Source organism: Trichocoleus sp. DQ-A3, from assembly GCF_039961975.1.
Lineage (GTDB): Bacteria > Cyanobacteriota > Cyanobacteriia > Cyanobacteriales > FACHB-T130 > FACHB-T130.
Genome location: NZ_JAMPKC010000001.1, coordinates 313,898 through 339,796 on the forward strand (window position 1 = coordinate 313,898; position 25,899 = coordinate 339,796).

21 protein-coding genes are annotated in these 25,899 nt (G+C 46.9%); 9 read left to right on the plus strand and 12 right to left on the minus strand.

Annotation, left to right across the window (positions count from 1 at the left end; all coding sequences use genetic code 11):
* Nucleotides 1–42 precede the first annotated feature (42 nt).
* A complete protein-coding gene (speA, locus tag NDI44_RS01305) occupies nt 43–2,100 on the minus strand; it encodes a biosynthetic arginine decarboxylase (RefSeq protein ID WP_339380229.1) in 2,058 nt (685 codons plus the stop codon).
* Between the two features lie 372 nt (nt 2,101–2,472).
* Between speA and NDI44_RS01310 the strand changes: the two genes are divergently transcribed.
* Nucleotides 2,473–3,162 carry a hypothetical protein gene (locus NDI44_RS01310; protein ID WP_190413092.1) on the plus strand — a complete coding sequence of 230 codons (690 nt, stop codon included), beginning with the start codon at nt 2,473–2,475 and terminating at the stop codon, nt 3,160–3,162.
* Between the two features lie 109 nt (nt 3,163–3,271).
* Here NDI44_RS01310 and NDI44_RS01315 read toward each other — a convergent pair whose 3' ends face one another.
* The 4 genes from NDI44_RS01315 to NDI44_RS01330 form a co-directional block, all read right to left on the minus strand.
* On the minus strand, nt 3,272–5,821 hold the full coding sequence (locus NDI44_RS01315; protein ID WP_190413094.1) for a CHAT domain-containing protein: 2,550 nt from the start codon (nt 5,819–5,821) through the stop codon (nt 3,272–3,274).
* 519 nt (nt 5,822–6,340) lie between these two features.
* Nucleotides 6,341–6,571, minus strand: a complete 231-nt coding sequence (locus NDI44_RS01320) for a hypothetical protein (protein WP_190413096.1) — start codon at nt 6,569–6,571, stop codon at nt 6,341–6,343.
* Complete coding sequence (locus tag NDI44_RS01325) at nt 6,568–8,343, minus strand: S8 family peptidase (protein ID WP_190413727.1); 1,776 nt, start codon at nt 8,341–8,343, stop codon at nt 6,568–6,570. Before NDI44_RS01325 ends, NDI44_RS01320 begins: the two co-directional genes overlap by 4 nt.
* 269 nt (nt 8,344–8,612) lie before the next feature.
* On the minus strand, nt 8,613–8,792 hold the full coding sequence (locus NDI44_RS01330) for a hypothetical protein (protein ID WP_190413097.1): 180 nt from the start codon (nt 8,790–8,792) through the stop codon (nt 8,613–8,615).
* Between the two features lie 1,026 nt (nt 8,793–9,818).
* On the opposite strand from NDI44_RS01330, the gene NDI44_RS01335 reads away from it, so the two are divergent.
* Nucleotides 9,819–10,247 carry a hypothetical protein gene (locus NDI44_RS01335; protein ID WP_190413100.1) on the plus strand — a complete coding sequence of 143 codons (429 nt, stop codon included), beginning with the start codon at nt 9,819–9,821 and terminating at the stop codon, nt 10,245–10,247.
* Nucleotides 10,248–10,578: 331 nt separating this feature from the next.
* On the opposite strand, the gene NDI44_RS01340 is transcribed toward NDI44_RS01335, so the two are convergent.
* The 4 genes from NDI44_RS01340 to NDI44_RS01355 form a co-directional block, all read right to left on the minus strand.
* Entirely contained in the window at nt 10,579–10,785 is a 207-nt protein-coding gene (locus tag NDI44_RS01340) for a hypothetical protein (protein ID WP_190413102.1), read from the minus strand.
* A gap of 838 nt (nt 10,786–11,623) precedes the next feature.
* Nucleotides 11,624–12,241 carry a J domain-containing protein gene (locus tag NDI44_RS01345; protein ID WP_190413729.1) on the minus strand — a complete coding sequence of 206 codons (618 nt, stop codon included), beginning with the start codon at nt 12,239–12,241 and terminating at the stop codon, nt 11,624–11,626.
* A 174-nt stretch (nt 12,242–12,415) separates the two neighbouring features.
* Nucleotides 12,416–13,012 carry an ATP-dependent Clp protease proteolytic subunit gene (locus tag NDI44_RS01350; RefSeq protein ID WP_190413106.1) on the minus strand — a complete coding sequence of 199 codons (597 nt, stop codon included), beginning with the start codon at nt 13,010–13,012 and terminating at the stop codon, nt 12,416–12,418.
* 114 nt (nt 13,013–13,126) lie between these two features.
* Nucleotides 13,127–13,786: an ATP-dependent Clp protease proteolytic subunit gene (locus tag NDI44_RS01355; RefSeq protein WP_190413108.1), complete on the minus strand. Its 660-nt coding sequence runs from the start codon at nt 13,784–13,786 to the stop codon at nt 13,127–13,129.
* Nucleotides 13,787–14,048: 262 nt separating this feature from the next.
* Between NDI44_RS01355 and NDI44_RS01360 the strand changes: the two genes are divergently transcribed.
* Both NDI44_RS01360 and NDI44_RS01365 read left to right on the plus strand, forming a co-directional pair.
* Complete coding sequence (locus NDI44_RS01360; RefSeq protein WP_190413110.1) at nt 14,049–14,258, plus strand: hypothetical protein; 210 nt, start codon at nt 14,049–14,051, stop codon at nt 14,256–14,258.
* Nucleotides 14,255–15,496, plus strand: coding sequence for a VWA domain-containing protein (locus NDI44_RS01365; protein WP_190413111.1), 1,242 nt, complete (start codon nt 14,255–14,257; stop codon nt 15,494–15,496). Before NDI44_RS01360 ends, NDI44_RS01365 begins: the two co-directional genes overlap by 4 nt.
* A 150-nt stretch (nt 15,497–15,646) precedes the next feature.
* On the opposite strand, the gene NDI44_RS01370 is transcribed toward NDI44_RS01365, so the two are convergent.
* A complete protein-coding gene (locus NDI44_RS01370; RefSeq protein ID WP_190413113.1) occupies nt 15,647–16,726 on the minus strand; it encodes a PIN/TRAM domain-containing protein in 1,080 nt (359 codons plus the stop codon).
* Between the two features lie 366 nt (nt 16,727–17,092).
* On the opposite strand from NDI44_RS01370, the gene hemW reads away from it, so the two are divergent.
* A complete protein-coding gene (gene hemW, locus NDI44_RS01375) occupies nt 17,093–18,355 on the plus strand; it encodes a radical SAM family heme chaperone HemW (protein WP_190413115.1) in 1,263 nt (420 codons plus the stop codon).
* Nucleotides 18,356–18,414: 59 nt separating this feature from the next.
* Nucleotides 18,415–19,164, plus strand: a complete 750-nt coding sequence (locus NDI44_RS01380) for a rhomboid family intramembrane serine protease (protein WP_190413117.1) — start codon at nt 18,415–18,417, stop codon at nt 19,162–19,164.
* A 335-nt stretch (nt 19,165–19,499) separates the two neighbouring features.
* Here the strand turns inward: NDI44_RS01380 and NDI44_RS01385 are convergent, their stop codons facing one another.
* Complete coding sequence (locus tag NDI44_RS01385) at nt 19,500–21,935, minus strand: bifunctional serine/threonine-protein kinase/ABC transporter substrate-binding protein (protein ID WP_190413119.1); 2,436 nt, start codon at nt 21,933–21,935, stop codon at nt 19,500–19,502.
* 67 nt (nt 21,936–22,002) lie between these two features.
* Nucleotides 22,003–23,316 carry an NB-ARC domain-containing protein gene (locus NDI44_RS01390; protein WP_190413121.1) on the minus strand — a complete coding sequence of 438 codons (1,314 nt, stop codon included), beginning with the start codon at nt 23,314–23,316 and terminating at the stop codon, nt 22,003–22,005.
* A 231-nt stretch (nt 23,317–23,547) separates the two neighbouring features.
* Between NDI44_RS01390 and NDI44_RS01395 the strand changes: the two genes are divergently transcribed.
* The 3 genes from NDI44_RS01395 (at nt 23,548) to thrC (ending at nt 25,816) form a co-directional block, all read left to right on the plus strand.
* Nucleotides 23,548–23,985, plus strand: coding sequence for a late competence development ComFB family protein (locus tag NDI44_RS01395; protein ID WP_190413128.1), 438 nt, complete (start codon nt 23,548–23,550; stop codon nt 23,983–23,985).
* 32 nt (nt 23,986–24,017) lie between these two features.
* Complete coding sequence (locus tag NDI44_RS01400) at nt 24,018–24,278, plus strand: MoaD/ThiS family protein (protein WP_190413130.1); 261 nt, start codon at nt 24,018–24,020, stop codon at nt 24,276–24,278.
* Between the two features lie 245 nt (nt 24,279–24,523).
* Nucleotides 24,524–25,816, plus strand: coding sequence for a threonine synthase (thrC, locus tag NDI44_RS01405; protein ID WP_190413131.1), 1,293 nt, complete (start codon nt 24,524–24,526; stop codon nt 25,814–25,816).
* The last annotated feature ends 83 nt before the right edge of the window (nt 25,817–25,899 follow it).

Below are 25,899 nucleotides of genomic sequence, written 5' to 3' on the forward strand. Positions count from 1 at the left end.
AGTGGGTCACAAGTGGATTCTCTACCCATTTCTCATTACTCATCAGGACGACAGATAAGTGTACCGACTGAGACTCTGCTCGTAGTTTTGCAGCAATCGCTGGGATTCCTGAATGGTAATGCGCTTATCCATAAGCGCTTGTTCGCATAGCCGACGAATCTGCTCAATCAGATCCTCAGAATCGTACTGTACGTAACCCAAGACTTCCTTCATGGTGTCACCTTTGACGACATGTTCAATCCTGTAAGCCTTGGGTGTCAAATGAATGTGAATCGTGTTGGTATCGCCAAACAAGTTGTGCAGATTACCCATAATTTCCTGGTAAGCTCCATTCAAGAACATCCCCAGGTAGTAGGGTTCGTCAGGCTTCAGCGTATGCAATTCTAAAACCGACTTGACATCTCTGAGGTCGATAAACCGATCGATTTTGCCATCGCTGTCGCAGGTGAGGTCTGCCAAAATTCCCCGCCGTGTTGGTTCCTCATCCAGCCGATGAATCGGCATGATGGGAAACAGCTGGTCAATTGCCCAACAATCCGGCGCTGATTGGAAGACAGACAGGTTGATATAGTAGATGGAAGCCATAATTTTTTCTAGGTCTTCCAGTTCGTCGGGAACGTATTCCTGCTTCCTGGTAATCGCTAGAATTTTTTCACAACAAGCCCAGTAAAGACGCTCGGCTCTGGCTCGTTCGGTGAGGCGCAAAATCCCCAAATTAAATCGGCTGATGGCTTCTTCTTTGAATTGAGCGGCGTCGTGGTATAGCTCTTGGAAATTCTCTTCGTTTATAGATTGGTAGGTTTCCCAGAGGTAATTAATAATCGGCGATTCACCCTCTTTTGGGGGTTCGGGTGCCCCGGATGGGACATCGCTGGTGCCGAGAACATCAAAAATCAGCACCGACTGATGGGAAGCGATCGCTCTCCCACTCTCGCTAATCAGCGTGGGAACGGGTAACTGGTGTTCGGCACAAGCTTCTTTCAACTCTGCCACGATATCGTTGGCATAGTTCTGCATATTGTAATTTTTGGAAGCGTAGAAATTGGTTTGAGAACCGTCGTAATCCACGCCCAAACCGCCGCCGACATCGAGATATTTCATGTCAGCCCCCAGCTTGGCTAACTCGACGTAAATCCGGCTAGCTTCTTGGATGGCATCTTTAATGACATTAATTGCGGAAATCTGAGAGCCAATGTGGAAGTGCAGCAATTGCAGCGAATCCAGCAAGTCAGCGTCTCGTAATTCGTTGACCGCGTGAATGATTTCGGGAATGGTCAAACCAAATTTAGCGCGATCGCCCGTAGATCCTCCCCAGCGTCCCACGCCTTGGGTACTCAGCTTCGCCCGGATGCCCAAAATTGGCTTAATGCCCAACTGACGGCTGGCTTCAATACACAGCTGTACTTCTTCAACCTGCTCTAAAACGATCAGCGGCGTTTGCCCCAGTCGAGACGCTAACATCGCCGTTTCGATGTATTCTCGGTCTTTATAGCCATTGCAGATGAGTAATGCCCCAGGCGTATCCAACATTGCCAAAGCAATCATCATCTCTGGCTTTGAGCCAGCTTCCAAGCCAAACTGATGGGGTTTACCAAATCGCACCAAATCCTCAACCAAGTGCCGCTGCTGGTTGCACTTGACCGGAAAGACACCTTTGTAAGTACCGGAATAGTTGTAACGCGCGATCGCTTTCGCAAAACAAGCATTTAATCGCTCAATCCGGTCTTCTAAAATATCTGAAAAGCGAATCAGCAGTGGTAGCCCCAGATTGCGCTGCTTCAGGGCGTTGACCAGTTCAAATAAATCTAAAGACCCACCGCGCTCTCCCTTGGGAGAAACTGTAACGTGACCGGCTGCATTAATCGAAAAGTACGGTTGACCCCAACCTTCAATCCGATACAGGTTCTCACTGTTTTCTATTGACCAGGATTGGGGCAAGCTTTCACGGCTTAGCCGAGTTAAAGCCATATCATGTTTTTCCCGTCCTGCATTTCTCCGGGCAAGGGCACCGGAGGTGCCACGGCGATTCGATGAACTTTGTGCCACAATTTCTTCTTCTGATGGCTCTTCTTCAATTGCAGGCGTAAACTGCTCGCCCATTTTTTTATCTATCCTCCCTGTGCCCTGTCGAGTAGCTAGTCTATCGCATTCATTTATCATAGGCAGGTGTCTTGTCTTGAATCAGTACCTGCGGTTGGATGTCTGCTTAATCCCATTGTTACCAAAATTTGTATTTGGGGATTGGGGATAAGTAATTCTCTGCTTTGAGAACTCTGAAATCTCCAAAATCTCTGGTTCTTGGCTGCCACAATCATCTCTTTGTCCGGGTTACTATATTTTCTTTTTTGGAAGATCGCAGGCAATTTTTGCTAAAATCTGCCTCTAGTGAGTTATACCGAGTTTTTCAAAATTTGATAAAACTTTGATATAAATTACCCAATATCAATCAGCCGTGCTAGTTGAGGGCGTTCAATGCTCAATCAGCCCGATAAGCCTCCTATACAGCGCTTTAGCCTTGTTTTCCTGTACCAGATGGTTCAGAAGTACCCACTCGCCTTTTGGGGCGGTTTGTGGGCGTCCATGATTACCATCGCAGCAGTAGCAGCGCTAGGTCTATTTAGTACAGGCCCCATCGAGCAGGAGGAATCTAAATCTGTTGAACCGATGCCTGCCGAAACGACGGTTCCAGAACCAGAGACATCACTACTGCCAAGCTTCACAACCAGTCAGCCATCTGGAACCCCGTTGCCCGGTTTTACAGCGGTGCCGGAAGTTCCGGAAGCTCGAAAGCAACAGGAAGTGCCACGGTGGTTGTATGGTGCGATCGCCTTGGGCTTTGTCACTGGAACGCTTTTGATAGCGCTAAACCTGAGTCGTTCACCGCAGCGTAAATCTCTCAAACGGTCAAAGCCGACTGCAAGCGTCCGCAAAAAACAACGCCGCCCGACTCAAAAGCAAAAGCGTCGTCCCATGCCGCCACAACCGGCAGAAGGCTTCTCTAAACCTCAAGAAGTGCCCCTAATGATGACAAATTATGGGATGACTGAGGTAACGGTGGTGCCTCCAGAAGAAAATCATCCTCTGGATTGGGGCGAGGATAGTCTGGCAGAAATCATGGATCTGCGAAAGCGACAGTCTCTCTCTGCGTTGCTCAAAAAGTAATTACTATAAAACTTTTGAGTTTTGAGTTAGAAAAAAATTCTTAATTCAAAACTCAAATTTTTTTACTAATTACTAAAATTCAACGTGCAAGTAGATGTTTTTTCGGGAATTACTTTTGACTTGTCGAAAGTAGCGATCTCCAATCTTTAATTGCTTTTTCTGTCCAGAGCCAGTTTTTACTTAGGGCCTCCGGTTGGAAGTTAACCGGGTCTTCTGAGATCGCCTTTTGTCGGAGCTTCCGGGCTTCATCCAAAAGTTTTGCTTGCTTATCAGCAGGTTGAGATGCAGCTAATTTGGTCAGCCCAATTGCTAATCCGGCATAAGTTGTCAAAGCTTCTTGTTGGGCAACCGAGCCAGCAACAGTAGCTTGCTTTTCTTCTATCAAGTAAAAAGCATCAAACCAAATTTGGTTAGCACGATCGAGATTCCCTTCTAAATAGTAGGCAAACCCTAGGGCATTCAAATATTTAGCGGACTTAGGTTGCTTTTTGACCGCTTGCTCCCAAAATCGACGGGCATCATCCAAACTGTAATCCTTACTGCCAGTTTGAACAGACTGCCACGCCAGACGCCCTCTTAGGAAGCTGATGGCTGGGTCGTCGATTTTCTGTTTGTTAACATTGTCAAGCGCCCCTTGGGCTTGCTGTAACGCTCCTCGGTTCAGCAGTTCTTCTACAGCTACCCCGGCGGCGGATAAGTTATTTTGACTGAATTGTTCAATGGCGATCGCCGTGACAGTCGGGGTATTGGCTTTCTGGAGATTGACATTTTTGAGATTGGGGCTAGGGAGCGCCGGAAGTGAGGTTGAGGTATTCTCCTGAGAGAACAACAAGTCTGAAGGTTGCGGACGACGTTGCAATAACCAGAAACCCAAAAGCGCGATCGCCATCGTCGAGCCTAACGCCAGCAAAATCAGTGGGGCACGCTTGCCTTGTCGCTGTCCCTTCTTCCCTTCACCACGCTGCCAAAATCGCAGCCGGGGGTTCCCGGCGGCATATCCCAGTAGCGATTCTCCCGATCCCGCGTTTTTCGTTGCTGACTCAGCAGCGATCGCTGCGGCGACGGGTTGGGGGGGGGTTTTCGACTCGCTGGGCGGGTGAGGGGCGATCGTTGTCTGATTTTCTCTTTCTACAGGTCTGTCCCTTGTCTGGTCTACCTCAGTTTCCCTCGGTGTCTCTGCTGCTACTTCAGGCTTTAGCTGGCGAAACAGATCCGCAACCAAAGCCGAGTCGTCTTCGTAGCCAATATCGTCATACTCCAAATCATCAACCGGATCGGTCCAGTCGGGATCGTCATCCCCGTAGAAGTCATCCTCTAAGGAGTCTAAAGCCTCGTCGGTGGTTAAGAAACCGGATCGAGATCCAGTCGGCGCTGCCGTGAAGACCGCTTCTTCCTCCCTAGAGAGAGGATTCAGCATTCCTCCCCAAGCAATGTCTGCCCCAGAAGCGTCAGGCAACTGAAGTCGCTCTGCTTTGGCATTGATGGCATGATGACCTGGTGTCAAGTAACCGTCAAATTCCGGGTGAAGATAGAGGATCGGTAAAGCCCAGTAAAGCTGGCGAGAACCGTAAGTAGAAATTAAACTTTGCCGCGCTCGGCTCAGGCTGAGGTCAATCGGATAACCTTGATTCAGATTGCCGTAAAACCGCCGTGCCAAGGTCAAAGCGACTTGATCCGGAATGCGTTCTGCCATTGCCAGCACGCTCTTGATGCCGCGTTTGACCAGCGCTTCTGCCAAATTTCCCTCTGCGGCACCGTCGCTGGGAGCTGAAGCGGCGGTATGAGCGCCCCGACAGGAGTTAAACACTGCGAGCTGGATGCCGTTATTGACGAGCAACCCCGCTAAGTCATCTCCGCTTAACATCTCCGTCAGCCCGGTTTGGCGGCTTACGAGGTAGAGATTGCCGCCGTAGGCTCCTTGGTCGCTATGACCTGCGTAGTGGAAAACTTGATATTGACCTTGTTCCAGCTCGTGCGTCAGCTGCTCCGTACCGGGTTGCTCCAGAACAGTGAGTTGAATTTCGGGTAAGCCATTCCGGGAACGGTGACTCAGTTCTGCTTGCAGGTGGCTGACTTCTTGTTTGAGCGCCAAACTTTCCTGGTCGTTGGGGGCAGCGATCGCCATCAAGATTCGCACCGCCGGTTGATTTGACCCAGAACCTAACGAAACGGTGGGACTTCTCAACCTTGTACTCATCTGGTAGCGGGAGAAGGCAACATCGGTTCCAGTTGCCAAGGGGCGATCGCCATCGTGCAATACTTCCCAAGGTAAGCTCAGTAAGCGACTATCTTTTAATCCCAAGCGCAGCCGCAATACTTCTTGCCGATCTTGAGCGATCGCTTGCGCGATCATCCAACTATCTCGCAGCGTCCCTTGGAACAAAGCATCGTACATCTGCTGCCCCAGCGCCACCAAGTTAAGGGAAGATTGGGTGGCTTCTCGGTTCGGGGAACCCGAGCGAGAAATATCGCTGGGAGACAAAGCCATCAGCAAAGGGTCATTCATCAGGTGCCTCGCCTGAGCTAACCAATCCTCTACTTGCCACGTTACCTGCTCTTCGGCAAATGGGACGGCACCCGGTGCGGCAACCCATTCTGTCCGCACCCAATATTTACTTTCCCCTAAGGGATTTACAGAGATATGAAATTCCTGAGCCACTGCTACTATGCACTCCTGCTTCAGTTAGAACCTTCTAGCTGCTTTTCTTACCTGGAGGAGGAACTGTTTCCCTTTCTTCCTAGATAGATTCAAGTTACTTAAAGTTTCCATGAAGGGCAGTTTCGTTTTCTTGAACGCTGATGCCGTTGATGGATTCCGGGAAAGGGGGAGAAAATTTCTATTTATTCTAATTTAATCGTTAAATTTACCCCAACTTAATCCGGATAGTTGAGGAATCCTTTAGAAGAGTAGATTGGTAGATGCACCCTGATTGACATCCCCTGGCTCACCGGTTTGAGCCGGGGATTTTTTTTTCGGTTCGTTAGGCGCTGTAGGACTTTCTGGATTTCTCCCGGCTTCAAAGGCGGGTTAGGGGGGAACTGACACAAGTTGCTTGGCATTTCCATCCCTCAACCCCGCGATGGGAGAGCCACTGTGCTAGAAATAACGAGAAGCAGAAGGCAGATTAGCGATCGCTCATTCGCTGTTAACGAATGACCAACCGCTAATCGCTCATGGCTAATCCGAACTGACTTCCTCAAAAGATTTAACTTCTAGAACCGGGCCAATCATCGCGAAGGTCATCACGTCCTTTCGCACCTCACCTTTGACTTTCACTTTGAGTCCCGATTTGCGTAAATCTTCTGGAGCTTTGTGGAGTTCGTAGGTTTCACCCTCTTGTGTGACTAGCGCCCAGGTGCCTGGACCAAGTCCCTTGCGTTCGATAGTGCCTTCTACGCTGATGCTCATGCTGTTTGCCCTTCTCCTTTGCTGGATAAATAGGCGAGTCCGATACACAGGAGGGCATTAGTAATTAGGAATATCTTAGCGATCGCGCCATGACCTAACCACAACATCGCCGGATCTGCTACGGCACTCACTAATAAACAGGATGCCACGCCCAAGGTCGAGCCGATCGCAAACCACTTCCAACTGCGGTGTCCCAGTAGCAAGGCGATTAATGCAAAAGGAATCAACACGCTGGCGAAGATGGGATTCAATAAACCACTGCCTTGAATCGTATTGCCCAGTTCGGGAATCGAACTGCCCATCATCCGGAAAGGCCACTGAGGAAGATCGAAAATATAGAAGCCGCGCAGGAAGAATAATCCAGAACTCCCGGCGACTAAACCGCTGGTTAGCGACCAACTCCAGCCAAAGGGGAAATAATTCCGCAAGAACCAGGCAAGGACATAAGAACCTAATACCATCGCAATCTTAGGTAACAGTGCCACCGCACCGCCATCAATCCAGAAGCGAGGATTGAGATAGCCATTATCGCGCAACCAGCGGAAGAAGTCGCGGAAGGTAATTTGCCCGCGTACCGCCAGTTTTACAGCCGCAGAAGCATCGAGATGACCAGCCCCAAAGTAGTTGAGAGGGTCATCTGAAATTACCCGTGCCGACTTTTTGAGGACACCCAATACTTCCTCCGGTTCGGTTACGCCAGAGGCTTTCACTAAAGCGGCGACACCGGCAACGTGGGGAGACGCCATACTAGTGCCTTGGAAGGCAGCAAAAGTGGGGATGAGCTTCCCGTTTTCGTCATAACTAATGGTCTCTTGCAGAATCCCACCCGATGGATTTTCTTCGGTGATTGCACCACCAGGGGCTGAGATATCCACACCAGCACCATAGCTGGAGTAAAAGGCTTTTTCACCGGCAGAATCAATTGCTGAAACACCGATAACGTGGGGATATCGAGCTGGGTAGGAGGCAGAATTCTCATTAGAGTTTCCTGCTGCGGCTACGATGACGACGCCTTTGTTGTAGGCATAATCAATCGCTTCTTGCATTACCTGACTTTCGCCACCACCGCCCAAGCTCATGTTAATGACATCAGCACCGTTATCGGCAGCAAATTTGATGGCTTCAGCAATATCGGCAACGGTGCCGCCGCCTTCTGCACTCAACACTTTCAAAGGCATAAGGCTGGCTTCGTAAGCAATACCCGCGACGCCATAGCCATTATTGGTGGCTTGGGCAACAGTACCGCCAACGTGGGTGCCGTGCCCGTTGTCGTCGTCTGCTTGGTCTCGGTTGTTAACAAAGTCGTAGCCTTGGACAAACTTGGTATCTTTCAGGTCAGGAACGCGACTGATGCCGGTGTCAATGACGGCAACTGTCATCCCTGCGCCTTTGGTTTCGTCCCAAGCAGATTCTACGTTGATACTCCGTAGGTTCCACTGTTTGCTGTACTCTGGGTCGTTGGGGACTTCCAGAGCTTTGTAGACATAATTCGGTTCAATATATTCGGTTTTTTTGGCTAAAGGCGATTTTTTTAGAGTTTTCAGCAGGTTGCGATCGCCTTTAATGATATACAACTGATCTGACTCGGAAAATTCGCTGTTATACTGAGCGCCTAGCGATCGCACCTGTTCTTGCACCACTTCTGCTGGTACGTCTTCGCGGAAATCTAGCACAATCGAGTCAAACTCACCTTGTGCTGCCAGTCCTTTGAAGTTAAACAGGGCAAAACCTACCCCCAATAAAAACAAGCACGCTATCAAAAGCTTTCTCATATTCACCCGTCTTGTGAGCGCCAGTTTCTCCCCACGATAACTCATGCATCTGCCCCGTGGTGTATTTAGTTTTTAGTTATTAATTTTTGTTTGTTGGAGTAATACCGCTCGTTTGCAGTAATCAGCGATACGAATCAGGCTGCTTGTGGCAAAAGTTCTCTTGAAGCGAAAGAACCCTATTTTTACTCTTACTGAAGGACTTGTGGGTTTTCAGCCGATGAGCGTCTATTTAATACTCAGTTTGAGGTGAGGGAGGCATTCTCTTGTCGTTAGCGGGTTCCTGCGCCTTGATTATTATCGTCCGAGAATCCTAGATTTGGGGGTTCGTAGGTTTGATTTTGTGTAGTATTATCGGGAGTTCTGATGATAAAGTTCAATTGAATATTGAGCAGTTGTAACCCAAATATAAAGATGAATATTCCTGTAGCTTTTAGTAGTAGATGACTCATAAAATTTTTGTCGTTTTGAAATAATTATGATGAAATTATTTTTTTAATCAGATCTATTATTCAGTGCTGTAAACTGAATAATATCAAATAATTTTCAATTAAAATCTTATATTAATTAAATATTTAGAGGATAACGTTAACATCAACTTTGGTTGAGCCATACGAAAAATTCGACTAATAGTAAATATTTGATAAATCACTTGTTCGATAATGACTTGACGTAGATAAATGTGAGATTGCATCTTAGTTTGTTGAATTCGATGTTTTTAATTATGAAGGTTTTATTAAGATTCTCTAGTGATAAAAACCTATAGTAAAATGTGACATTATTGCTGCAAATATTTGCTTGAAATCCCCAAGTTTGAGTGATGGGATTGGCTCACCAAATGTGACTGGCTGTTTCCAGCTTTGTGATCTCGATCGCAGCTAGAAACTGGGTGCAGCGTAATGAGCGCCAAAATACCTACCGATACTTGTAGTTGCGGCTACACCAACCCTTTTACCCCTCTTCAGAAGAACGATGCATTACCCGCCTCTGTTGAAATCATGTAGGGGTAAAGCATTGGCGCAGAAAGATTTGGGTTGAAGTGACTTGTACAAGGCACGAATACTTCACCCTCAAACTGAGAACCCAAGGGCGCATCTGTACGGGAGAAGCATCAGGAAGACAACAAGCTGGGACTTATGCGTAATGCCTCGTTCAGGACAAAGGGGCGGAAGTTGTGAGAGCTTTTATCGAAACAAAGCCAGTGAGGCAGGCTAAATTGAGTTTCCGAAGCGCGAAGCGCCTCTCAAAGAGCTGGGCGGACTTTGTTGGTATTGGTAAGTATTGGTAAAGCCTTATTCAAGCCTTTGGGCAATTTACTCTCATCGGGAAGCTTCTGGAGAAACCTTTCGACGGTTTTAGGCAAATCTAGATCCAGTATTTATACTTAGCAGATAGCCGAAGGGGAGCTAACCAAGGATAGATGCAATCGTCTGTTAGGCTGCAAGATATCAGAATAGTTAAAGAGCGAAAATCCGACAATGGAAAGAGGTCTGTTGTGGCTGCCCCTACTGGCAGCGTTTATCTGGCTGGCTTGGCAAGGCTGGAATGAGTATCAAAAAGTTGAAGCTTATCGCGTCTGGGCACAGCAGTTTGAGCGATCTAAGTACGATATCTATGCAGTGTTGGCTCAAAATGACAGCACTTTAACCTGGGGAAAACCGACGCGCAAAGGTCCAGTGGAGGTGCAAACGTTTTCCTTAAAGGATGTTAAAGCGATTCGGCTGCTAGTAGATGACAAGCCAGTTGATTTAGAAGCACTGCCCAGTAAAGGTCGTGTCGCTTCGCTGGAATTTGTCTTTGCACCAGCCGCTTCGGTGAAAATCCCCTTTACTGAGATTCCCCTTGCAGCGGAATGGGGAAATTTTCTACAGCAGGAATTACAAAACTTGGCAGAGGGGAAAGTGTAACGATTTTCAGACAAAGAGGCCAGGCGGGTTTTGGACTTGTATCGGAAAGCGATCGCTCATTTATCCGATGTACGGAATAATACCCAAAAAAACCCGTATTAACGGGTTAATCAGCGATCGCACTATTTAAAAGGGAAAAACTAAACGATTGAAGAACTCCTTTCATGGGCTTGCCATTATAGACGGGTTGCAATGCATAGATTCTTATTGAGAAAATTGCTTTTTCAGTTTCCGGCAACCCGTCAAACAGAAGCGTGCTATTAAAGGAGAAATAAAAAAAATTGGCTTTCTAACTTTCAGACTGTTTCAGATTCCTCTTTTCTGTTGTATTTTAAATTACAATTGCTTCAACTCGTTTCTGCGAATCTTCTTGGGAACATTCGTAGGGAATTTTAAACCGAGGAATTCCCAGTTGACAACCTTGCCATCCACTTTGAACGGTTACGCCAAGAGTTTGACAACAGCCGCCACGTCGTCCCATCGGATTATAAAATTGACAATAGCGACAGGCTGAAACTGGTGAATTTAAGGGTTGCATAAAGTATTTCCTTTGAGGAACCATTTCAAAAGCAAAATTTCTCTGTCTTTATAAAGTATGCGATCTGATTTTTACAATGAGCTATAACTTGTACGATATCCACTTAAAACATTGCATTTCATCATAAAAAGTTATGAAGCTGCTTAACATAAATACAAGCGTCAACTATCCATAGATTAAGCAATTGCAACATTGCTCAAAACAATCTGCTGTCAAGCATTATAGGCACTGGATAAAATCCTTCCCTTCCCAAACAAACGGTTATTGATGGGTGAGAGGACATTTATAAAGAAAATCTGAATCTCGTTAACCTACATTTTTGGTAGAGACGGCCAGATTTCAGGTTCCGTTTTTAAGAGAGGCTAGGGCGAAAATGCGTCTAGAGTAACGATTTTCACAATTAATATTTATTTAATAAATTATCTGTTATAGCAATCCTAAATTGTTCCTGAAGGCGAGATCCCCGCTAAGAAGTCGGCGATCTGAACCGTTAGCATCATCACAACTCAAATACGACTGCTATAGGAGTCGCTTTATATAGCGGTGCTTACTCTCGCGTGCAATATCCTTGTAACTGATTCAAGCAGCTGAGGCAGGCAATTCTGAGGGCATGATTGCTTTTCTCAAGTATCTCCTAGACAAATGTCCCAACAGTCCCATTGCCCTGATTTGAGATGGAGCCACCTATCTATCATGGCTCACAAGCGGTGAGAGAGTCCTTGGAGTCGGTTAATCAAGGCTTCGAGGAGTCCAACTGGAAAATCACTTGCATTCGCTTTGCTCCCAAAGAATCCCAAGCAGAACCCAATTGAAGATATTTGGTTGCAGCGAAGTAAAGCTAAAAAATCTGCTCTAAACGGCGAAAATCTCGTTCCACTTCTGCCCAGAGAGAGCGATTGTGGGGGTCGGTTTTCAGGGCTTTTTTTAGATAAATTCTTGCCTTTTCGAGTTGCTTTTCAGCGATCAGCTGACGCCCCCAACGTTGATAAGCGATCGCTTGCCACTGACGCACTTCTGGATCTTCTGGCAGCCGTTGGGCGAGTCCTTCGATGAGGGCGATCGCGCGGGGAAATCGGCGATTTTTCAGCAACTGCTGCAACTGCTGATAAGAACTCCACTTCAGCTGTTGCTCAGTTATCGACAAGTCTGGGAGTTTTTGAACGGGCGTTTCTTTGGGCGTCTCTTTGCGAGTCACCTTCGTGACGGAAGGTTGAGGAGGCGGTGCAGCTGTCTGTTCTGGATTGGATACTTTCTCAACCGTCTCAGACTTATCTACTACACTGAGGAGGAACTTGTAAGCCTCCGTCAACTCTATAAATTTATCTTGCGTTTGGCGATCGCCAGGATTTGCGTCGGGATGATACTGCCGTGCCAAACGTCGGTAAGACGCTTTAATTTCTGCAAAAGATGCCCCTGATCTTAACCCCAACACCCGGTAACAATCTGCGAGGTTCATCAGAGGAATCATCTATCGATTAGGCTTTAATCTTTGTTGATAGTCGGGAGTTTATTTCTAGCCCTTCGCTTTTAGCGGTTAGCTATTAGCTTCTGAGAATCTTGTTGGAAGCCCAAGTTTACAATTGCGACTACCCACCCGTCAAGCAGCTAACAGCTAACAGCTAATCACTCCTTACTTCGGACGTTCTTCGATAACGCGGTCAATTAGACCGTATTCCTTCGCTTCTTGAGCAGACATGAAAAAGTCACGATCCATGTCCTTCTCAATTTTCTCAATAGGCTGACCCGTCCGGTGAGAATAAATCTCATTCAGCTGGCGACGAATCCGTAGAATCTCTCTCGCTTCAATCTCAATGTCTGTGGCTTGTCCCCGCGTACCACCAGAAGGTTGGTGAATCATAATCCGCGAGTGAGGCAAAGCGAGACGCTTACCTTTTGTCCCAGCGGTCAGCAGGAACGAACCCATTGATGCCGCTAAGCCTACACAAATTGTCACCACATCTGATTTGATGTGCTGCATGGTGTCATAAATCGCCATGCCAGAAGTGACTACGCCACCCGGAGAGTTGATATAGAGATAGATGTCCTTGCCCGGATCTTCCGAATCCAGATAAAGCATCACGGCAATTATCTGGTTAGCCATTTCATCATCAACATCTTCGCCCATGAAAATAATCCGTTCCCGGTAAAGGCGATCGTAGATGTTAATCCACTCGGTATATTGTCCCCCTGGCATCCGGTAGGGAACTCTAGGGTAGCCAATAGGCATAATGTAGAACTCCGTTCGTAAAAAGTGAAAATTCGTATCCAAAGAATTAAAAATGCAAAATTAAAAATTAAAAATTTGAATAGTCTTCATTTTTAATTTTTAATTTTTAATTCTTCAGATGACACCAGCGGGAAGTGGTGTTGGTAAATCTGATTTGGACTCTAGAACCCGATCGATCAAGCCATATTCCACAGCTTGCTCCGGAGTCATATAGAAGAGTCGATCCATATCCTTGGCAATTTTTTCAGGGGTCTGACCTGTATTGCGCGATAGGATATCCAGCATCGTTGTCTTATTAGCCAGCACTTCTTTGGCTCGGATTTGAATATCCGTCGCCTGACCGCGAGCGTAGCTCTTAGTCTGGTTCAGGATAATCGTGGCATGGCGCAGGCTAGCGCGATAGCCTTTAGTCCCAGCAGAGAGTAGCATTGCCGCCATTCCCATTGCCGAACCGATACAGATGGTATGAATGGGCGGCTTGATGTAGTTCATCGTGTCGCAGATGGCGAAGGCTTCGGTTTCAAAGCCAACAGGTTCGCCGTCGTAACGCGAGGTGCCGGTGGAATTGATGTAGATTTTGATCGGTTTTTCTGGATCTTCGTACTGCAAAAACAGCAGTTGGGCGATGATTAGTTTCGTTACCTCTGGCACCAAGGGCGTTCCCAGATAGACAATCCGCTCCTTTAAAATCAGGGACGGTAAGTCTGGTGGCGGTGTTCGGTAGAAGCTATCGCCGCCGTAGGGAGCTTGAACAGCCTGGATGGGTGAGTTCATGGCGTATCGGAAAGCTGCAATAGTGGTGCTATCTTTAATTTGACATTAATTCCGGTGTGCCCCACCGTACTGACTGGATTCTAGCAGTTTTACTCCCCTTACCGCTTTTAGTCAGGTTGAGGGTGGCTTGATGTCGCTTTAGCGCCTGTCAGCGGGCTTTTTGGGAGGGGACGCCGGAAAATGGGTCTTAAACTCTTCTAATTTTTGGGTTTTTAAACAGAGAAACCTGAGTTTAAGTATCGGTTTTTGCGAAAGGTGATGGGTGAAATCCACCCCAGCGATCGCGTTTTCCTCTGCAAAGAATTGCGATCTTTTGGCTGGCTGCTTCCGCCGTGTTGGGCTGCAAGCTATTGTAGAAAATAAGCCCGGTCGCGGTTGGGGTAATTTTATGGTTCCCTTTCCGGAGCGTCAGCGTTTAGTCTTGTGGTTACTCCGATCCCTTCTTGTTCTGCCAGGAATGAGCGTGCTATGAGAGTTGGTTTACAGCCTGCTTTGAATGATATGAATATTGACGCGACTCAAACGAGTAGCCAGCGTCAACTAGAAATTTCTATTTCTGCGATCGCTGGGGATCTTGAAGATCGTGCCCCGCTCAATTTATGCATAATTCTCGACCACAGTGGCTCGATGAATGGACGCCCCCTGGAAACGGTGAAACAGGCAGCGATCGGTCTGGTGGATCGTCTTACACCGGGCGATCGCATCTCGGTTGTCGCCTTCGATCACAAAGCCAAAGTGCTTGTCCCCAACCAAGTCATTGACAACCCAGAAAATATTAAGAAACAGATTAATCGGCTCAGTGCAGATGGGGGTACGGCGATTGATGAGGGTTTAAAACTGGGAATTGAAGAACTGGCGAAGGGCAAAAAGGAAACGGTTTCTCAAGCTTTTCTGTTAACAGATGGCGAAAATGAGCATGGCGACAACAACCGCTGTCTGAAATTTGCCCAAGTGGCGACTGGCTACAACCTGACGTTGAATACATTGGGATTTGGCGCTCATTGGAACCAGGATGTTTTGGAAAAAATTGCTGATGCGGGTGGCGGTACGCTGTCCTATATTGAGCGTCCCGAACAGGCAGTCAATGAGTTTGGACGCTTGTTTAATCGAATCTCTGCGGTGGGGTTGACAAATGCCTACTTATCAATTTCGTTAATGCCGAAGGTACGGTTAGCGGAACTCAAACCCATCGCCCAAGTTGCTCCAGATACCATTGAACTGCCGGTGCAACAAGAAGGCGATCGCTATACGGTACGTCTGGGAGACTTGATGAAAGATGTGCCGCGAATCATTTTGGCGAATCTTTACGTCAGCCAGCTAGCGGAAGGGCGTCAAGCGATCGCCCAGGTGCAAGTCCGTTACGACGATCCCGCCCAGGATAAAATGGGGCTAATTTCTCAACAAGTCTTAGTTGAGGCGAATGTTGTCCGGAGTTACCAACCCGCACCCAATCCTCAGGTGCAACAGTCTATTTTGGCGTTAGCGAAATACCGACAAACTCAGTTAGCAGAGGCGAAATTGCAGCAAGGCGATCGCGTGGGTGCAGCGACGATGTTACAAACTGCCGCCAAAACCGCCCTGCAAATGGGAGACAAGGGAGGCGCGACGGTTCTCCAAACCAGTGCTACTCGCTTGCAATCAGGTGAAGAACTTTCGGAAGCAGATAGGAAGAAGACACGGATCGTCTCTAAAACTATTTTGCAGGAGTAGGTTTTTTTAACGCAAAGGTACGCCAAGGTTAACGCAAAGGTAAGCAGAGGAAGCAATTTACCTCTGCGTACTTTCTTGGCGGTGAGATTTTAAGAGTGGTGCTTGTGGGCTTTCTAGGTGCCACCAGTGGCGATCGCCACTTCAAGCTACTCAAGCCACAACAGACGCTTGAGGGCGAGCAAAAATCATTCGCCCCGCCGAAGTCTGCAAGGCACTGGTTACAACCACTCGGATTTCACCACCCATGTAGTCGCGCCCGTCTTCCACAACCACCATTGTTCCATCATCCAGGTAGCCGACGCCCTGAGCTGGTTCCTTGCCACCCTTGATAATTTTGATATCCAAGCTATCACCAGGCAGATAAATTGCCCGAATTGCCTGAGCCAAATCGTTAATATTCAGCACCGGCACTTTCTGCAAAGTAGCAACCTTACTCAAGTTGTAGTCGTTGGTGAGCAAAGTGCCGTTGATTTCTTGCGTCAACCGGACTAACTTCGCATCCACCTTGGGAATTTCATCGTAATCGGCGGAGTGGATTACAATCCGTTCTGAGTAAGCATCCTTCATCTGGTTCAGGATATCTAGCCCTCGCCGTCCCCGAACTCGCTTCAGATCGTTGGAACCATCTGCCAGTTGTTGCAGTTCCTGCAAGACAAACTGGGGTACGAGGATTTGACCTTCGATAAAGCCAGTGTTCAGCAGTTCTTCAATGCGACCATCGATGATGCAGCTGGTGTCTAAAACCTTGGTCGAGGCAGGTTTGAGGGTTCCTTCTGCCACCAACATCGTTTCCACGCTGTGGGGACTAATCAGCCTCAAGAAGGAACGACCGTGGGTATCCGCTAAAGTGACCCCCAAATAGGAAAACATGACACTGCCTAAAATGGCAACAAGAGGCTTAATAAAAGCAAAATCGAAGGGCATTGGTAGTAAGAAAACGGGTGCCAGCATCAAGTTGGCAACTAATAAGCCAATCACCAAACCGACAGCTCTGGTCAAAATGACCTCGATCGGCATTTCCCGGACTCTCTTTTCCAAGCGTCGATAGGTCGTCTGCACGAGCAAACCGGCAGCGCCCCCAACCAGGGCCGCAAACCCGGCGAAGACCCAGCGTAAAGCGTCCTGATTGCTGACTTGATGTAGGGCACCGCTAGGCAGTAATTCAATCGCGTCGAACCCGATTCCCGCCGCTGCTAGGATGAATAAAATAATAATGATTGCGTCAAGCATGGTTTCCAGTTATTTGGGATGATTGCTTCAATTCCTGAAAGCGGCTCTCAAGAACTGATACAAATTTACATTTGTTTTATTATATCTTTTGTGTTATTGACTTCACTCTTGCGGATGACCATTGATTTAGCACCAGCATTTAATCCAATTTGAGCTATTTTTATGAAGCCACCTCTTTATTTATTAAAAGAACATTTCTGAAAAATTAGCCAATCATGTCGCTTCTAAAAGGCAGGAAACAAGAGGGGGTATAGGCTTGACGTATTCTTGCTAAGAGAAGAAAAGACCTGACAACAATTCAGTAAAGTAACAACTGTTAATCAAACATTTAAAGATTTCATCGCTATATTGAGTATTGATACAAATATGGTCTTAAATTATTTAATCCCGGACGCAAAAAATATTAATTTGGGTATCCCCAGCTCTGCTTATCTCCACATTCCATTTTGTAGACGCCGGTGCTTTTACTGTGATTTTCCAGTGTCTGTGGTAGGGGATCGCAAGACTGGTAAGAACTCTGGCACAATTGAGCAGTATGTTGAGGTATTGTGCCAAGAAATTGAAGTTACACCAGTACAAGGAAATTCCATAAAAACAGTTTTTTTTGGAGGTGGTACTCCTTCGTTGTTATCGGTGCAACAACTCAAGCAAATTTTGACTCAACTTGATGCTGGTTTTGGTATTGCCACCGATGCTGAAATTTCGATGGAGATGGACCCTGGCACCTTTGACTCGCAACAACTTCAAGGCTACTGCTCAGTTGGAGTGAATCGAATCAGTCTGGGGGTACAGGCGTTTCAGCCAGAACTATTGGAAGTGTGCGGGCGATCGCACTCTGTCTCTGATATTTTTGCAGCTGTGGAGCTAGTCCGCAAAGTGGGGGTTCCCGAATTTAGCTTAGATTTGATTTCTGGTTTGCCCCATCAGACGTTGGAACAGTGGCAGGAATCTCTAGAAACCGCAGTAGCGATCGCGCCCACTCATATTTCAATCTACGATCTCCAAGTCGAACCCGTTACTGCCTTTGGGCGTCAATATCAACCCGGTGCCAAACCGCTTCCCACCGATGAAATGGCTGCCGAGATGTACCGACTAGCGCAGCAAGTTCTCACCAGTGCCGGTTATGAGCATTATGAGATTTCTAATTATGCCAAACCCGGTCATCAATGCCGCCACAATCGAGTTTACTGGGAAAATCGCCCCTACTATGCCTTTGGCATGGGTGCCGCCAGTTATTTGCAAGGGTGCCGGTTCACCCGTCCCCGCAAAACACGGGAATATTACGAATGGGTGCAACAGATAGTCACAGCAGGTGGCGTGTGGGATTGTCCTCAAACATTGACATCTGAAGTATTGTTGGAAACCTTGATGCTGGGGCTGCGTCTAGCAGAGGGTCTCAGTTTATCAACCTTAGCTGAACAGTTTGGCAAACAGACGCTGCAACAAATTTGGACGTGTTTGCAACCCTACTACCAGCAAGGTTGGGTAGAAATTGTCGGCGAAAGCGGGAAAGCGATCGCACTTGACGCCCAGAAACTCCCACCAAAGGGACGATTGAGATTAACCGATCCGGAAGGTTTTTTATTTTCTAATGTAATTTTGGCGGATTTGTTTAGCGAACTAGGATAAGTTTGAGGGCATAGCGTGTGGATTGATGATTCGTCCAAAATCTAAAATCTAAAACCTTCATGATTCCTATTGCTGATAACATCCCCAGTCGCAGCAAACCGATTGTTAATTACGCCCTGATCGGAATCAATGTTGCTTTATTTCTGTGGGAGCTAAAACTAGAGCTTGCAGGTAAGCTGAGCGCTTTTATCCAACACTGGGGTATCGTTCCTGCCCGAATCAGTGCTGTGATTTCAGATACCCTCAGTGGGGAAAATCCAGCGGCGTGGGTTGCCTTGCTGATGTTGTCCAGTTCCCTGTTCTGGGCGATGTTTCTCCACAGCAGCTTTGGTCAAATTTTAGGAAATCTCCTATTCTTATTTGTTTTTGGAAAGAGTGTAGAGAATCTTCTCGGACATCGGCGGTTTCTGCTACTTTACTTGCTGGGCGGCATTTTGACGGGCATCGTACAAGTTTGGTTGGACTCTACTTTGACGATGCCCTTAATTGGAGCAAATGGCGCGATCGCATCTGTCCTCGGAGCCTATTTTCTGAGTTTTCCTCAGTCAAAAATTGATACCATTTTGCCCCTGGTAATTGTGTTTATCCCCATTGAACTGCCAGCTTTGTTTTATCTATTCTGGTGGTTTATTCAGCAGATGTTTTATGGAATCGGTAGCTTAAATATTTCCGGTGGCGTCAATCCCGTGGGCGTTGGGTATTGGGCACATGGTGTAGGATTAGCAATTGGTGCCATTCTCGTGTTGCTGTTAAAAAGAAGTATCGATAAAAAACGAACCCCTGAGGCGCAGAGAACTCATAAGAATTAGAGGGGAGAAACTGTTAGAGTTGATTTATATAGCGAGCCTTAATTCAGTTGAGAGAAACGGCTCTAGGTAAAAATTTTCGAAGGTTAAAGGTTTGACGATGAATGGCGAACTCAAATAGAGACTTAATGACATTAAACGCTCTACACAAGTGGTAGTACTCTCGAATGGTCAATATCCTCTAACTCGCCGATTATCAGTAATTGTTAAAAAAAACGAACAAATTGAATAACGATCTGGGGAAGCTTACGCCAAGTTACTGCTAACAGATCGGGGTCAATAACTGGTTGAAAAGGCTGGATTTGTTACAATCCGCTAGAGCATTCGGATAAGTATGTTTAGTTTTTGCAACCGCGCTCTATTTCCTTAAGTTTATCTGGGGGATAGTCTACAGGTACAAACTTAAAACCATAAAGCGAGCAGTTAGACGGCACGACTTTGACCAATGTAAAAATCGGCTCATTGGGATCTCCACCGCGAAAACTAATTATCCCCATTGCACCATTGGCTCGAAAGTCGGGAGCCGATAAAGCCTGCCGCACGTCAGAACGATTCGGTTGAGGTTTTTTTGCTAAAGCCGTTATTAACGCACGAGCTGCATCATAAGTCGTAGCGGTCAGCCCACTCACTTCCGCTTTCCATAACTGCTTAGATTCTTTGGGAAACGTTGGATTGGGGCTGCTCAAGGAATGCCAAGGGACTGTTACTACTAGGCGACCGACTACATATTTAGGGTCGATTTGTAGAATCTCAGAACTGTAAACAGCCCATGCTCCCACCATCGGATAACGACCCTGATTTGCCTTAATCACCGCTAAGACATTCTGAAAGGAAAAAGGACAGGTCTGACCATCCGGAAGGAAGACCAGCGTAGTCGCTCCTTTTGCTTGTGCTTGGTTAATCGCCTCAACAGCATTGAAGTCCTTTTTGCACAGTTCAAAATCTGCTCTTACCCGTCCTCTACTTGCGGGGAAGCTAACGTGAAATTGATCTCGGATAGATTTGCTGTAATTACTTGTGCCAGAGTAAAAGACTGCGGCTGTTCGCTGATTGGCTTGGATCATGTAGCTAGCCAAAGCCTGGGCATTCACGCGATTACTGGGTACAGTGCGAAAGAAAACGTGTTCGCTCTTTTGGCTCCACTCTGAGAGGTCTTCCGAGGTGCTACCTGGAGAAATTAATACCAACCCGTGCTGTTGATAAATTGCGATCGCTCCCAGTGTCACTTCGCTGGCATAGTGACCAATGACCGCTAAAATGTCCTTTTTCAACACCAATGACTCGGCAATTTGTTTAGCTTTGGCAGGATTATTGGCATCATCTGCGATGACTACTTTCAGCCCTTTACCACTAATCCTTTGACCCTGATTGATTTCATTTTGGACTTGGGCAGCTCCTCGCAGAATTTCCAACGCTCTGTTTGGATTGTTGGTTATCGGAGCGGCAACAGCAATCGTGTATGCCTTTTCCTTTTTATCCATCAATCGAGCATTATTCAGGTAAATCAAAATTTCCGGGTCGCTTGGCTGTTCGCTCCGTGCCTTCTCTAATAAACCAACAGCCTCAGCATATTGACCGCTGGCAAATTTTTGCACGCCTTTTTGCTTGAGAGCGCCTTTCAAACTGGGAACTAAAACTTCTTCTCCACAACTGACATTGTCTGCAAGATTGGAATCACAAGCCTTCGGCGGTTTCACGAGCGCATAAATAATTATTCCGAGTCCTGTCAAGAGAATTGCACTCACGACCCAAATGAGTACAAGCCTTAAATTGCCTGAGTTGATACTCCTGGTAACTTCTTCGTCTGAACAATTGCCTTCAGGAAGCAAAGTAAGCGTGTCGTCGGGAGATCGTGTCCGCCGATGATTGTTGATTTGCGTCTCAATTTCCTCTAAACGTTGCACAATTTCTTGGGCATTTTCAGGTCGATTCCCTGCGAAAGGGGCCATCAGGTCATTAATTAAAGTTGCCAACTCTAGTGAAATCTGTGGGGCACTGTTTCGCCAATTCAACTGACCTGTTTGAGGGTTTTCAGGAAGGTCATGGGGATGTATGCCTGTCAGCAAATGAACGAAGGTGCGTCCCAAAGCATAGAAATCAGATTTGGAAACAGCTCTACCATCGGCTTGTTCTGGGGGTGTATAGCCGTGGGAAATTATTGCTGTGCCATCTCTTCCGGCTAATTTGTGCAAGTAGGTTTCCGTAGCTTCCCGGACTGCACCAAAATCAATCAACACCAGTTGATTATCAGGTCGCAGCATAATGTTAGACGGCTTAATATCCCGGTGAAAATAGTTGCTTTGATGAACTTGCTGTAAGATTTCTGCCAGTTGTTTCAACCAAGCGATCGCTTGCTTTTGGCTGATGGGTTGATGGTTCCGGCTGCTCAACCATTCTTTTAAGTTGATCCCCTCAATTTTCTCCATCACCAAGCAGTGCAAGGGCTTTTCGCTCTTTAGATGACATAACTGGAAGTATCCATCTGCCTCTACTTTGGGAATCCCTTGATGATTCAACTTCTTTAGAACTTCGGCTTCCCGCTGGAATAGGCAGATTGCCTTCTCATAATCAGTAAGCAAAATTTTTAGGACTTTTTTTATACCTTCCCGACGCACGTCCTCCACCTCAAAGGTTTGACCAAAGCCTCCTTTGCCCAAACGTTGGATGACCCGATAGCGCCCTTCTACTAAACTTTCAGAGCCACAGTCAGGACAAGTGCTTTGATTACCAGGTTCGTTGAAATTGCGGCAGTTAGGATTGATGCAATAACTCACGGCAAACACACTATCCCGATTTGAGTGGGAATGTTATAGAATTATAACTTCCTCTCGGAAAATAACTTTATTGTTCAACCGTTCGCTTAGTAATTTTTCTTTTAGCATACCTTCTCACAACTGGCTGAAGGGTATAAATAACTTCATTCCCTTCGATTTGCTTTTCTATCAACGAACGACGTTCTAATGCTTGAATCGCTTCCATGATTTCAGAAGTCGAAACCGTTAGATTGATTTCTTCTTTTAATTTAAAGATAGAGCTGGGGTTGAGATTAGCGGCTAACTTAAACATAATTTCTTTTTGAAAATTTGATAGCCGTTGCCAGGAAGTATCTAAAATTAGATGAATATCGCCTAAAAATATTGTTTCTAGCTTTAAGAAATCAGAAACTTTACCAGCAAATGAGTCTTTTATATAACTGGCAATAATATTTAAGATTAAGGGATTCCCTCGATAGATTTGAAAAAGACTTTTCCAGTGGTTCTCGTCTGACAAACCTTTGGCTCTAAATATTTGCCAAGCGTCTGTATCATTGAGATCGGACAGCAGTAATGAACGAACGCTTGGAGTTTCTCCCTGGATTAATGCAATTTCATTCGGTTGCTCTCGACCGATTAGCATTAAGCAGCTGTTGTGGCGCTCTCTTCCCACTCGTCTGAATAGTTCGCCATAGCCTTCATACCCTTCTCGATAATACCCAGTTGCTTGACCAGCACCTAGAATCGTTTCGACTTCATCCAAAATCAGCAGACATCGATGGGAACCTGTGGAAGGGTTTGTTCCTTTGGGAGATCGCAAAGACTCAATTAGCTGAGAGATTCGGCGACCAATATCTTTTGGTAAATCGGTTGATTGCTCGTTGGAGAGGCATCGGAGCAAGTCTGCGATCAGGTCTTCGACTGATGGGGCAGAACGAAGCGATCGCCAGATGAAATAATCAAACTCATTCTGAATTTGCTCGGCTAGCATCACGGATAGCGCTGTTTTACCAATTCCCCCCATGCCGAACAGCGTTACTAGGTGGCAACTATCAGCGACAATCCATTTCTCAAGCACAGCGAGTTCTTCTGTGCGCCCATAGAAACCAGAGACATCAGGCGCTTCACCCCAATCGAGTATAGGTATTTCACGCGCTTCTGCTTCTTCAACGGCACCTGAATCAACAATTTCCCTCCAGTTGCCGATCCCGACAGCTTGGCAAATATTAATAAAGGTCTCTTGGTGAATAGGTTTTTTCTGCCAAAACCGTTTCAAGGTTGCCTGGGTCGTTAGGGCAGCCTGCCACCAAGAAACGGTCATTGTTTTTGTCCAACCTTTCCTTTTTCGGGCTTTATCAACGCTTTCTAGTCCCCGTGCAGATGCTCTGAGAGACCCCGCCATAGTTAAGCTCTTTACCACAATTCTCGCTTATTCTGGCTCACCTTTCGGTGTAGCGATCGCAGCCGTACGCTGAAAACTGAGCCAAAGAGTCAGCAAAAAAGTGAGCCGTCAAGCTAAAGCGTCTTTGGCAATCTAAGAGGATAACGCGCGATCTCGCCTTCTTCGCGAGATCGCCTTCTTTAACGTCTGTCCTTCTTTATAGAGATCGCCAGCTCAGTCTTTAAGAAGATTATGCAACCAAATCAAGTTCTAACCTACTGCAATGTCATGGAACTGTTAGTTGCTCAGGAAGTACACCGGCAACTCCAGCAGTTACCGCCAAAGTTGGTCAACTATATCAATCCAGCCCATGCGATCGCTTACGCCCTGAATCGTCTGCCAGCCCTATATGCGACCAGTCCCAGAGGATGGTATCTACAGCAGCAACGGGCTAAAGCTAAGTTAGCACCTCAGATTATCGTGGCGGTGGGTCAAGCATTGGCGGCGGTGCAACAAGATTCCTTGAACGTGGTAAATTCCCTCCCTTATGCAGAAAACGCCGAGAACCTCGAAGAGAGTGCATCTGATGCAGATGTTGAAGATGCCAAAAGCCCCGTCTCCCTTTCTTGGGTGCGATCGCTTTTTGGATTAGGGGGCATTCATAAAGCAGATGGTCGGCGATCGCGCTAATCTAATGCCAGCCACCTCTAGCATCAGTTCCTATGTCCACTGAAGCGATCGCGATTACCGTCAAATTATTCGCTGCCTATCAAGAAGCCTATGGCGTTTCGGAACTGGTGCTGAAAATCCCTCCAAATACAGATGTTTCAGCGATATTAGATAAATTTGCTTCCGAACATCCAGAACTTGACAAATGGCGTCAAGTTACTCGCTTTGGCGTTAATTTTCAATTCGTCGAGCCAGACACGATTCTGCATGATGGGGATGAAGTCGTGCTGATTCCCCCTGTTAGCGGTGGCTAGGAAAGACAAAAGTTAAACGCCAGAAATTCGGTTTTTTCATCCCAAATCCGCTTCAATTCCCTCTTTTTCCTAAATTAGCGACCGCAAGCTTGGAATATAATCGCCCCAGTCTTCAGACTGAGGGCTAAATTTTGTATCATAGACAACATTTAATCCCGACTAAAAGAGTCGGATATATTTGACGGGTATTTTTGCCTGTGTTAGTATCAACCGAGCGATGACGGACGATTAGAGTGTAAATACCCATGACCCAGGCAACCCAGTCAACAACGGCAACCTTTACGGCACTGAAGTGTAAAGAATGCGGCACCGAATACGAACTTAAGGCAACTCATGTCTGTGAGTTTTGTTTTGGCCCTCTGGAAGTAACCTACGATTACGATGTTTTGCGCCGCACCGTCACTCGTGAAAGCATTCAGGCAGGGCCTAACTCAATTTGGCGCTATCGTTCCTTCTTACCCGTCGCCACAGAAAAGCCGATTGACGTGGGAACTGGCATGACCCCCTTGGTAAAAGCCAATCGCTTAGCTCGCCGTCTGGGTATTAAAAATCTTTATATTAAAAACGATGCCGTCAATATGCCCACCCTGAGCTTTAAAGATCGGGTGGTGTCGGTCGCTTTAACAAGAGCGCAGGAATTAGGATTTACGACAGTATCCTGCGCCAGTACGGGTAATTTAGCGAATTCTACAGCAGCGATCGCGGCCTACGCCGGTTTAGACTGCTGCGTCTTCATCCCCGCCGACCTGGAAGCCGGTAAAGTTCTAGGTACACTCATCTACGGTCCCACCGTCATGGCAGTTCAGGGCAACTACGACCAAGTGAACCGCCTCTGCTGCGAAGTTGCCAACACACAAGGCTGGGGATTTGTCAACATTAACCTCCGTCCCTACTACTCGGAAGGTTCAAAAACCCTCGGCTACGAAGTAGCAGAACAGCTAGGCTGGAAACTGCCAGATCATATCGTCGCTCCTCTGGCATCTGGCTCTCTGTTCACCAAAATCTACAAAGGATTCCAAGAATTTATCAACGTTGGACTAGTAGCTGATAAGAGCGTCCGTTTCAGCGGTGCCCAAGCTGAAGGTTGTTCCCCCATTGCCCAAGCTCATCGGGAAGGGCGCGACTTCGTAACCCCCGTGAAGCCGAATACAATTGCTAAATCAATTGCGATTGGCAACCCAGCAGACGGAGTTTATGCGCTGGAAGTCGCCAAGAAAACCGGCGGTAACATTGAATCAGTCAACGATACTGAAATTGTTGAAGGCATCAAGCTATTAGCTGAAACCGAAGGCATCTTTACCGAAACCGCTGGTGGCACCACCATCGCCGTGCTGAAAAAATTGGTAGAAGCGGGTAAAATTGATCCCGAAGAAACGACCGTTGTTTACATTACCGGCAACGGACTGAAAACCCAAGAAGCGGTGCAAGGATACATCGGGGAACCCCTGACAATTGAGGCGAAGCTGGATAGTTTCGAGCGGGCATTAGAGCGCTCTCGGACACTCGAACGCCTCGACTGGCAGCAAGTTCTGGTTTAATAACCGCTATCAGCTTTTTGTGATGAGTCATTAGTTCCTCCGGGGTTGCTAATGACTCATCGCTCGTGACTACGCATGAATGA